At 46.8% G+C, this 12,194-nt stretch carries 6 protein-coding genes; all 6 read left to right on the top strand.

Annotated features, from left to right (window positions below; translation table 11 throughout):
• The first annotated feature begins 142 nt into the window (after nucleotides 1–142).
• Nucleotides 143–1,204: a hypothetical protein gene (locus tag UCI88_RS00935; protein WP_330023884.1), complete on the top strand. Its 1,062-nt coding sequence runs from the start codon at nucleotides 143–145 to the stop codon at nucleotides 1,202–1,204.
• A 121-nt stretch (nucleotides 1,205–1,325) separates the two neighbouring features.
• Entirely contained in the window at nucleotides 1,326–5,216 is a 3,891-nt protein-coding gene (locus tag UCI88_RS00940) for an ESPR-type extended signal peptide-containing protein (protein ID WP_330023885.1), read from the top strand.
• A gap of 293 nt (nucleotides 5,217–5,509) precedes the next feature.
• On the top strand, nucleotides 5,510–6,133 hold the full coding sequence (locus tag UCI88_RS00945; protein ID WP_320628774.1) for a hypothetical protein: 624 nt from the start codon (nucleotides 5,510–5,512) through the stop codon (nucleotides 6,131–6,133).
• Nucleotides 6,134–6,143: 10 nt separating this feature from the next.
• On the top strand, nucleotides 6,144–8,150 hold the full coding sequence (locus tag UCI88_RS00950; RefSeq protein WP_330023887.1) for a dynamin family protein: 2,007 nt from the start codon (nucleotides 6,144–6,146) through the stop codon (nucleotides 8,148–8,150).
• Nucleotides 8,140–9,894 carry a dynamin family protein gene (locus tag UCI88_RS00955; RefSeq protein WP_330023888.1) on the top strand — a complete coding sequence of 585 codons (1,755 nt, stop codon included), beginning with the start codon at nucleotides 8,140–8,142 and terminating at the stop codon, nucleotides 9,892–9,894. Before UCI88_RS00950 ends, UCI88_RS00955 begins: the two co-directional genes overlap by 11 nt.
• A 219-nt stretch (nucleotides 9,895–10,113) precedes the next feature.
• Nucleotides 10,114–11,943, top strand: a complete 1,830-nt coding sequence (locus UCI88_RS00960) for a TM1812 family CRISPR-associated protein (RefSeq protein WP_330023889.1) — start codon at nucleotides 10,114–10,116, stop codon at nucleotides 11,941–11,943.
• The last annotated feature ends 251 nt before the right edge of the window (nucleotides 11,944–12,194 follow it).

Here is a 12,194-nt window from a genome sequence, read left to right on the forward strand (position 1 = left end):
ATATTATCTATTTTAAGAAAAATACATAATATAGAAATATTTACTAATAATTTACGAGTTTTACATATGATTAAAACAAAATCACATCAATTGTTTTGTTGGTTAGAATCTACACAGGCGAATGGAAGGGAAGGATGTCATCATGCCATTATCATTTCAAAAGAACCGCAAGGTCCTTATCGGTCTGTCTGCGGTCTTAGTCATTCTTATCGGAGCCTTGTTATTTTATTTCCTCTATTGGGTCAAGACACCGGCTTATTCTTTGGGCCTCGTCAAAAAATCGATTGAAAACCACGATTTACCGACCTTTAAGCGTCATGTCGATTTAAAGTCTCTGTACAGCCGCGGCTTCGATGATATCGTTCAGGAAAGCCTTGGTGAAGACGCATCCAATGCTTTGGTATCCGGTATCGTGGCGGCCCTCAAAGAAAACATGATTCAAACGATGATCACCGAAACCGAGAAATACGTCGAAACGGGGAATTTTGAAAAGCCGGCTCAAAGCGACGGCAAGAACCAGGCTTCGATTCAGGAAGTCAGCCAGAAATTAAATACGCCGGATCTCGAGTATTCCGGAGTTAAAAGCACGCAGATAGATGGCAACATTGCTATCGTGACCCTTACCCTCCACGATAAAAAGGTCGATAAAGATTTTGACCTGAAAATTAAGATGCGGTCCATCGATAACGGCGAATGGCAGGTCGTCGAAGTGACCAACCTAATCGAATTCATGCAGGAACAGGAAAAGGCGACGCAGGAAAAACTGGCTGAAATCAACGCCCCTGTCAAAAAGGAAATGGACGCTGCCTTCGACGTATCCAATCGAATCTCCGGTAGTATCGTCAGTCAGAATTCCTTCTTCCCGTCCCATTATATCCGATTCCAGATCGGCTATACCCTGCCGACACCGGATAAAAAGGTCAGCAGCGTCATGGGCTACCTGAACGTCAAGGATAAGGACGGAAAGACAGCGGTCACCCTGCCCGTCCAAATCGATAATATCGATAAAAATTACACCGCTTCCGATTACAGCAGCGATAAGATTTGGACCTTTGACAGCGAAAGCGAAAAATCCTTGAATCCCTTCATCGACAAGGAAAAGAAGGTCTATACCGACGGGCTTAATAACTATACCCTGGAATTCACTATCCAAAAGATGACCTTTACCGACGGAAAGGTTCTTGAGTTACAGGATAAATTATAGTCGTCTTTTTAATCCGCCAACAGCCGGGCCATGCAGCGCCCGCCTGCCATACATGAAGCGCATAATACCACGGAACGGTAAAAACTCATGTCAGAAGACAACCAGGAAAGGAGACATTATTATGAACAGGATTTATAAGATTATTTGGAGTAAGGTAAAAAATCGCTACGTCGTCGTATCCGAGCTGGTCCGCAGCTGCACCAAACAGTCGGGAAGCCATGTTACACAGAAAATGGCTGCTGTCCTGGCCGTGTTGGCCTTGACGGCCGGTGTCGGGGGAATGGCTGAAGCCGCTACCAACACTACCTGGATGACGAATACCGATGCTAACGGCAACTTTACGGCCCACATCGATACGGAAAATACCATGGGACAGTATGCTAAGAACAATACCGTCGTCGGTGATGGCAACACCGTGAATACCAGCAACAATAAGGTTACCGGTGATAAGAATACGGTAGGTACTTCTACCGGTAATGATTATATTATCGGTGATAGCAATGAGCTCACCGGGTTAAATTCATCATGGCTTATTGGCAGCAAAAACAATTTAGTAGGTGGAACTGAAACCCTCATTTTTGGCAATAGTAACACTTCGGATCGAAGAATCTATAAATCGATTCTTGTTGGCCACAATAATAAAATAACCAATGGTATAGATAATACGGTTGGCATTGGGAATAATATGGAGTTTGGTAAGAACTCCGATGATTCCGTCGTAATCGGTTATGGGGCCAAAAACGGACCCTTCCCGACAGAGGATCCCAACTATTGGCCGGGCAGTAACGGTTCTGTTGTCATTGGTAAAGATGCAATTAATGAGTCCCCTTATAGTGTCGTCATTGGTACCGGTGCTAAGATGGGCAATACTATAAATTCAAGCGGCCGAGGTATCGTTATCGGTACAAGCGTATCTATTGGTGATCAGGCAGAAAACTCCATTGCCATAGGGACCGATGGGACCAGAATCGATGACGAAACGGACTGGACGGTTGCCATGGGGACGAATATTAAAGTAGGAAAGGAATCTGACCACTCCATTGCCATTGGTGGGGTTTCTGCCAGTATTGGGAATGATGCGCCCCATAGCGCGGCTATCGGCTCTTTTTCAAAAGTTTATGATGGAACATGGTTTGGTTCGGCTATTGGCTATTCCGCAAAAGTTAATGGACGATCCAGTATTGCTCTGGGGCATGGAGCAACCATTGGTACGGCTGAAAAGCTAAGTCGCTATGCAGTAGCTCTCGGCTATGAATCCAAGGTCGGCGGTAGTGCTGAAAATGGTATCGCTATTGGGAATGGTGCGACTGTTAAAGATGGTGCACAAAGTGGTCTGGCTATTGGTGTAGGTGCTAAAGCAAACTCCACGAGTTCAATTGCAATTGGTTCGAGTGCCAATGCGACAGGCTCCAGTAACTTTGCCTTTGGTACCGGGGCGGCAGTAACTACAAAACCCGGTAATATTAGCTGGTCAGTTGCAATGGGCTATTATACTAAAGTTAACACCGGCTATAGTGTGGCAATCGGGAGCCAAGCAGAGATTGCCGAACGCTCTGATCGCTCATCTTTAATTGGTTATAAAACCAAGAGCAGCAGTTATTATGGAACCGTAATAGGGGCCGAATCGACCATTGGTACCAGTGCAGATTATTCCTTCATTGGCGGTTATAAATCAGTTGTTCCAGACAATGTGAAATGGGCTACCATCGTAGGTTCTGAATCTAAGGTCAGTAGTTCCGGTGGTACGGCAATTGGGAGAAGTTCAATCGTTGAAGCCGATACCAAGTACAGTACGGCTTTAGGTTACAGTAGTAAAGTAAAAGCCGATGATATGTTTACGTCAACAAAATTAAAAACGTTTCAAACTGATTTAGGCGATTTCTATAATAAACAGTGGAATATTTCCGGTAGCGATGGTTCTTATGGGATTCTCTCTGTTGGTGATTCGTCTAATAAACGCCGCATCATCAACGTAGCCAAAGGCCGCATTTCTTCCGACTCTTATGACGCCATCAACGGTCAGCAGATCTATCACTTGACCAATGATTTGACCGCTCAAATTGCGGCTGCCGGCGGCAGTGTGGCTGCGGGCACTAATATTGCATCTGTCGTTGAAGGTACCGATGCCGATGGCAAGAAGCAATATACCGTCAATGCTAAGGGCGCCAGTGTGAGTGTCGACGATAACTTCGTTTTAACACCTACGGAAGATAAAACTACAAACGTTACCGATTACAATCTTAAGCTGAATGATGTCGTCACCATTGGCGAAGCCAAAGAAGGAAACCATCCAATCAAGATTGACGGTACGAAAGGCTATATTATGGGCTTACAGAATACAACGCTCGATGTTGAAGACTTTGCTAAAGTCGGTCGTGCCGCAACGGAAGAACAGCTGAGTGCCGCCATGTCCGATATCGAAAAGAAATCCTATAAGGGCTGGAAAGTATCGGCCAATGGGGCGTCCGGTGTGGCTGTCGCCAGCGACGATACGGTTGATTTCTCCGGTAAAGAAGTAAACAATCACAAGAATATCGTCGTAGCTCAAGACGGAACAAAGTTATCCTTTGACCTCAACAGTACCGTTAATGTTGGTACCGGCGACAATATGGTTGCCATTGACGGCGAAAAAGCCGCTGTACAAGTAGGTACCGGCGACAATAAGGTTGCTATTGACGGTGCAAATGCTAAGGTAAATGTAGGAAAGAATGTATCTATTGATGGTCAAGCAGGAACTGCCAAGATAGGCGTCGTTAACGTTGACGGAACTAAGGGAGATATCACGGGCTTAACCAATACAACCTTAACTGCTGACGATTTCGCGAAAGCTGGCCGGGCCGCCACAGAAGAACAATTGAGTGCTGCCATAGGCGATATTAAAAATAGTGCCTATACGGGTTGGAATGTGTCAGCTAATGATGAGGATACTACTAATGTAAGCAAGAATACGACGGTTGACTTCTCCGGCCATGTCGATGCCGAAGGCAACCAGAACGTCTTCGTACATAAAGAAAATGCAAAATTAAAGTTCGGCCTCAACAAAAAGATTACCCTCGGTGAAGGGAATTCGAAGGTCGTCGTTGACGGCGGCGAAGGTTCACTGAACATCGGCACCGAAGAAGGCAAGAAAGTATCCCTTAACGGTACGACCGGTATGGGTGAAATTGGTATTATTGAGTTAGATGGTGCTGACGGCGAAGTGACGGGCTTGACCAATACGACCCTCGATTCCAAAGACTTTGCAACCGTAGGCCGTGCCGCTACGGAAGAACAGCTCCAAGGCGTCAATCAGCAAGTTACCCAGAACAGCCTGGCCATTAACAATTTGGGCAACAAGGTCAATCAACTGGACAACCGCATCGATGAAGTCGGTGCCGGTGCCGCCGCTTTGGCAGCCCTTCATCCGCTCGACTTTGATCCGGACGACAAGTGGGATTTCGCTGCCGGTTACGGCAATTACCGCGGGGAAAACTCGGTAGCCGTCGGCGCCTTCTATCGTCCTAACGAAGATACTCTGTTCAGTGTCGGCGGAACCGTCGGCAACGGCAACAACATGGTCAATGCCGGCGTCTCCTTCAAGTTCGGTCAGAGCAATGGTGTATCGACATCGCGTGTAGCCATGGCTAAGGAAATCAAGGACCTGCGCCGTGAACTGGAAGCTATGAAGTCGGCCATGCTCGACGCCAACGCCGGACGCAAGATCGATACGTCGAAGCTCCAGCTCTTCCCGGACGTCCCCCAGAATCACTGGGCGTATGAATACGTGGCAACCCTGGCCGGAAACGGCATGATTCAGGGATATCCCGACGGCACCTTCGACGGCAACCGCCCCATGACGCGCTACGAATTCGCCGCCATGCTATACCGGGCCATGTTAAACGGCGCAACCCTGTCGGACAAGATTCTCACCGAATTTGCTCCTGAATTAGAACGGTTCACCGTCGATACCGTCCATACCGACAAAGACGGCAATCCGACGGTAGAACGGGTACGCGTTGCGAAACGCAAATAGGCTCCAAACCTTTGGTAAGACCGTAAAATCGTAACATAAAGATACTCCCTTTGAACCAGACAAATACCGGGATTTCCGGCAGGCGTCCTTCAAAGGGAGTGTTTTCGTTGCAAAAAAATTGCAGAGGAAAATTAGTTGCCAGCAGGATTATATTACAGTAATGTAGAAAATATACTGTATAAAATATTTGTTTTTTAACAAAATTTTAACAACAGTAAAGGGCTATATATGCTGAAATCCCTGAATACAGCGGGGAAAAGGGCGTATAAATACGAGGATAAAGGGTGATTTTTATGGCAAACGGATTGGAAGCGGAGTTTATTAAAACGATTGCAGACGTGACGAAAGAGGTAACCGACGATGTCGTACGTCATTCGGCTTTAGCGTCCGTCAATGAACTGAATGGGACCTTGAAAACGCTGAAGGCTGAATCGGGCGAGCTGGTAAAGGATATTCGCCAAGCCAAGGACATGTATCAAAGCGTATCGACTCATAGCCAACAGTCTCTGCAAAATTTTAATCAGCACGTCGACTCCTGGCTGGATAATTGGTTAGAGAAACAAAATCAGCTCTTACATAAAATTGACGAGCGCAATCGGAAGATGCTGAGCCAAATTGAGCAGCTGGAACGGAACCAAAATCAGGTTGGCACGGCATTGAAACAGCGGATAGGTGATGTCGAACGGATTCAACTCGATCAAAAGAACGCAGAAAACAAACGCGCCCTTACGAGAAGCCAGAATTTTCAGGCAACACAAAAACAAATTCAGGAAACCAAAGAGACGCTGCAGTCGAACCTGATCAGCCAGACTGAATTCTTACAAACGATGATTAAAAAATTGTCCTATATGATGTTCTTCAACTTGATGATCATGATAGGAATCGTGCTTTATATGGTCCGGGGAATCTTTTTATAGGAGATGGCTTATGATTACGAAAGATACAGTGGCCGCCGTCCAGTCCCTTTATGCCCATATCGAAGCGGAATATAACCGGCAGATACAGGAGCACTTACTTCAACAAATGACGGCTCCCTTGGAACCTATCAAACGACATATGAATGCCATTGACAGGTTTTGCAATCATAAGAAGACGGCTAAGCTCCATGATTATATCGGGCAGATACAAGATGATTGTACGGCTGTTGAACAGTTAGCAGAGGACTTGACCTATCCTTTTACCCTGTTCATTATGGGAAATGGTAAAAATGGGAAATCAACGCTGATTAACGCCTTGCTGGGGCAGCAGCAGGCCGCTGAAGGCATTGTGCCGAAAACGTGGAAAATCGATATTTTCCAGCAGCGTGAAGGGACGGATTGTACCCTCACTTTTCGGGATGGAACGAAGAAGAGTTTGAAGTATGAAGAGGCGCAGGAATTTTTAGCGGCAGAGGAGAAGAAGTGCAAAGAATCAGGTAAGGCTATTTCCAAGAAATTGAAAGACTTTGCCGCCAGTGGGGCCCCGCCGAAAGAACTGGAAGAAAAGCAGCAGGAATTGAAAAAGTACGAACTGTATAAATCGGCTGTCATCGAAGCGGCGTGGCCAGTGCAAGACAGTTCGATATTAGAACATTACCGCCTCGTCGATACACCGGGACTGCGTCAAGAGTTAGACGACATGGTCTATGCCAGTGCGAACGAATATTTTTCTAAGGCTGACGGCGTTATTTGGATTTTACCAGGAGATAAGATAAACAGTTCCGGTGACTATAATGAGCTGAAAGAGCTTTACGCCAAGTATGAAAAACATCCTGATAACCTCGTTGCCGTCGTCAATCGTATCGATCTCATACGCCAGGCCGGCAAAGACGTCGACGAAGTCGTAACGGAGGCTAAAAAATTATATGGCAGCATGATTCCCGATATTATTCCCCTTTCAGCCAAAGAGGCCCGAGAAGCAGAAATACTTTTGAAGCAGCCCGATTTAAGTCAGGAAGACTACGAACGCGGACAACAGCTCTTGGAGCAAAGTAATTTAAAGGCTCTGTTTGACTTGTTGAATCGGACCTTCCTGGCGAATTCTTTGCAATTACAGGTTCAAAGCAAGACCCGGAATTGTCAGGAATTGTACGGCGACGTACGCTCAGCGTCTATGGAAGCGATTGACGTCTTGAAGAAAATGGACGGCGAACGGGTAAATAAAATTCAAAATTGGGAAAAAGATAAGGCCGACGTCCTGCAGCGGTTACAGCAAGAATTGAAGAATTTCCAGAAGCAGGAAGCCGACCGTGTTTCACAGGAAACGAGCAAGATTGAAGACCGTCTTTGGGATATGGAAAGCGGACTCCGAAATTCCTACATTATGGATAAAATCATTCGCCCCGGTCAGATTGAGAAAACGTTGGAGTTGTTAGTACAGCACCATTGCAGCCAGCTTTCAACGATTGCAGCTCGTCATATGTCACTGGCGCCTTTCCGGGAATTTCCCTTATTGAAGAATCGGCAGATGAATGCCTCGGCTTCTACGGGAAATGCTGTGAACGATGCGGCTATATCGGGGGACTTAAGCGACGAAGGAACGGCGCAGTTTTGTTTGGGTGGAGCCTTAGCCATTGGTGCCGCCGCCTTGTTGGGGCCTGTCGGATTGATTTTTGCCGGTTTTGCCGTTACGGATATCGGACGCAGCGTGGCCAAATGGCTCTCCCGTACGTTTGGGGACAGTATGTCTGTAAAGGTACAGAAGCGTCTTTCAAGTCAACTCGGCACGGCTGTAGAAAAATTATCTAAAGAATATGAGGATTATCTCGACCGGGCCGATGAATCCATCGAGACCTTGCGGGAAGATACGTATACCGAACTGTATGGCCCATCGGATCAGAAAGAGGCTATTATAAAAGATCTGTTACAACTGGGCGAAAGGAGCCGACTCACCATAAGACCCTTGTTGTTAAAGGATATTCTGTTTTCAGACAGGAGGAATCACCATGGAAGTTAAGCAGCACATCGCGCAAATCATAGAGCGATTAGCGCAATCGCCCTTGTATCATGATAAGAATTTTACCAAGCTTCCGGAAATTCGCAAAGAGTTGGAACTACTGTATGCGAAATTAGATCAGCCCCTGCATGCAGCCATCTTAGGTGAGGTAAAAGCGGGGAAGTCGACCCTGCTCAATGCCTTTGCCGGCGGTGATATCTCTCCGACGAATGCGACGGAAACGACGGCCTGCATTTTAAAGATAACCTATGGGACCGACGAAGAAGGCTGCATCTATTATAAAGACGGCTCCCAAATTGTATCTTCCATCGAGTCCGTTTATCAGACCTTATCCGAGCATCGCCAAGAGCCCGAATTTTTCAGTCATATTGATTACATCGTCATCAAAAAGAATCTGACCGGCTTGAAACACATGTATCTCATCGATACGCCGGGGCTGGAAACGATTACGGCCTTAAACGAAGAAAAGACGACACAGTATTTTCAGGCTGTCGATGTCGTCTTATGGGTCTTTAACGGCAATTATTTGGGGCAGTCTGACGTCAATGAGCATTTGCGCCACCTGTCGCGCATGGGAAAACCCATCGTCGCCATTATTAACCGAATCGATCAAGTCGATGGAGATCCGCAGGAATTGGTCGACTATTTGGATGAACAGCTGGGCATCTATGTCCAAGCAATTTTCCCCTTATCGGCGCAAAAAGCCTATGACGGAATCATGAATCATGATGAAGCGGCTGTAGCGGAATCCGGCTTTTCCGCTTTGTACCGGTACTTAGACGAGCATATTGAACGCAAGGCGGACCAAGTCCAAATGGAAAGTATTGTCAATTCGGTCAAAGCCTTAGAAGAACAGATAGAGTTGCTTCATAAACAGGCGATGGAACAAATTGAGATGAAGATGAGAACCTATTTGGAACTGGATGAACAGATTCAATATAACGGAAATCTCATGATGCAAAAAATCATGTCTCGTACTCAAACGTGGGTACAGCACGATTTCTTATCGAATGCCGAACAGACGATACGAAACAGAATCAATGACCAGAGTTTCTTTAGCACAACTTCAAAAGATGCGATTCAACGAGAACTGGAACAACTCCTGTCAGAAGATCGGCTTCAGCAGGAAATCAATGGATTTTTAAGCCAATTACAAAGTGATATTTATCGAGAATGGCATGGCAGGTTGTCCCAGATAGATGCAGAGTTGACCCACCTTTACCAAGAAAATCAAATCAAAAATGATTTGGAGATTTCGCAGCTGCAGCAGGCCTTTGCCGGGCAGACGGGGATGGACTCGATGAAAGATTCGGTGCTGGTTGCCAGCGCTGCCGGCGGAGCTTTATCGGTCTATTCGGCAATCTTAGGGCCGGCTGCATCGACGGTAACCATTGGTTCTGCCGTCGGGGCCATTATGCCGCCTATCCTGCTGGCAGGAGCTGCCGTGGGTCTCGTTTCCGGCTATGCTAGGAGTAAAAAGCTGAAAAGCAGTCAAACCATGATGGCCAATGACGTGTTAGACCGGATTCGCAGCCACGTTTCGCAGGAATTATTACCGTCCTTAGAACAACATCTGCAGCAACTGTGCAGCAAGACGGCAGATGAAGCCAAGCGTGAATTCGTAGAGAAGAACTTTGACGGACGCAGTGTAGATGAGTTGAAGGATTTGGTTCAGCAGCTGCAGTCGTTTTTGAAACGAGAAGATGGGGAAGCGTTTGCTAAGCTTTCGCAATATAGCACATAGGGGTATCTTTTTTGATTTCCGCGAAATCATCACATCTCTATGACTGTGTTGCAGAAAAGAAAGTGAAACGTTGCTGAGATACCGGCCATGGATGTGGCGTGCCCGGGCGGTCTTTATGGGAGCATGTGATGAACGCCCGGGGACGAATTCGCTGATTTGACGTATTGGTAAGGAATGAGGCAGTATTCGTATGAGGTTGCCGTAAAAAGGAGTGAGTCGATGAAACATATCATGCTGCTGTTTTTAAACGAGGTCCGTCTTCATCATGACCGTACGTTGGTTGTTTCGCGTTATAAAAATATCGACGGGACGATGATCGACTGCATCCAGGACAACGAAGCGGCCATTCGCCGGACGGCCGATTTATTAAAACGGCAGGGAGAACAAATCGATTATCTGTTCTATCTTTCAACCAAGGGGACACAAGAAGAGCTTCGCTATGTCGACGAAGCGGGTCATGAGTGCAGCCTGACGCATGAAGCCCTCTTTCGGGAACGGATACAGTCCTTGGCAGCTCATTGTATTCGCGTCGACTACGATGAACACTGTCAGACCGGAGACCGAATGGGGCAGGCTTTTGAAATGGCCGGTACCATACGTGCCTGTATAGCAGCCCAGCAAGGGCCGTCTGAAGGCGTACAGCTCCACGCGGATGTTACCGGTTCTTTTCGTCATACAGCGATGATACTGGCAGTCATGCAGATTTTGAAGCACTATGGATTTCGAACGACGGCTGTCCTTGAGGCTGACTGTCATGAACGGAAAGTCGAAGATGTAACCGACATCTGTCGGCTGTTCCACCTCCTTTCAGGGACTGATGAATTCATCAACTTCGGCAGTACTCGGGACCTTATGGCCTGCATGGAAGGAGATGAACAGCCGCCGGAAATGAAGCGGATGCTGCAAGAAATGCATGAATTTACCCATGCCATACGCCTTTGCCGGACCGGGAAAATTGCGCCGTTGGCCAGAAAACTTCGGGAAGCTTTGAAGAACTTTGAACAGGCCGGAGCCGTTTCCCGTCAGGAAACCATGTTTCTGCGCATGTTAGAAGTCTTCCGAGGGGAGTACGGTTTGCTTTTAAAGGAAGACGTTACGAACCTCGACGTCATCCGCTGGTGCGTCGAAAAAGACTACCTCCAACAGGCACTGACCTTGTGCAGCGAGTGGATTCCCAGTGAGGTGGTGGATCGGCATATTTTTTACCCCATTAAAAAATTTATTCCCAATCAATGTATTCGGGAAAAATTGCCTCGCCAAACGTGGCAGCAGTATTTTTTGAATGATCTTACCGTAAGACGGACGAAAGAAGATAGCGACGCCTACTTGAACCGCCTATTTCCCCGATTGGAAAAAAAGAAGCGGGAAACGAGGCTTCGCACCATCATCGCCGACTTTGAAGCCTCAGGCGATGTGGATGATGTCCTGCGCCGATATCCTAAGGAGGCGGCCTATTTCAAAGCCTTGCTGGAAGAGTTGCGTTTTGTACGGCAGATCCTCTCTGACTTGACGACGGATAAGATGACGAAGGAGGAACTGAAACAGAAGTGGCCGAAAATCTATGCCATTTTGCATCGCATGTATCATCGAGTCAAGAATAGTCCTAACTTTGATCTGACTTTGGACGAATATTTGAAAAATCAAAGGGTATCGGCCATGTATAATGTTTTGAAGACGGCATCGTATGCATTCTTCCAGACCCTGCTGCCGTTGCCCGATGAATTTTTAGAACATGTGCCCCCTTCCGTAGGGGACGTTCCGGGAATCTATGAATCAGAGATCGCTTGGAACAATCGCCAAGTCTATTACTTGCGAATGATAAAGTACGACTATGTCGGGTACAAACGGCCGGCCAAAGCGACCTTAGAAATCCTGCACGACTACTTCCAACTTCGCATCGAGCGGAATCGTATCAATCACGCCCAAGACGAAGGTTCCCTGTCGACAGAGGCCATCAAAGACCTGATCCTCGATTTGCTGCAGCGAATGGAAAGTATCTCGGGGCGTGAATCGGGAAAGCCTGGGAACTTTGACCAATTGACAGAATAAGTCAAAAAAGTATACTAAATATAAATAAGGGTAATACGTTAGCCGAAAGAAAACCGATTTTGGGGCGAAAACCCCAGGAGGTTTGAAAATTTCAAAAACGGCTGCAAATGGCGTAACTAAGGGAAATGAACTGCTACCCGTCAAGTAGACACTCGAAAAAACATAAATAGATTTTGTTTCTGCCACCGGTTTCCGGTGGCAGTTTTTTATGCTGCCAGCCAATAGCTGGCATGTTTTTCCATTGGCGTTAC

Origin of the sequence: Megasphaera massiliensis, from assembly GCF_036305205.1 — a bacterium.
In the GTDB taxonomy this organism is placed as follows: domain Bacteria; phylum Bacillota; class Negativicutes; order Veillonellales; family Megasphaeraceae; genus Megasphaera; species Megasphaera massiliensis.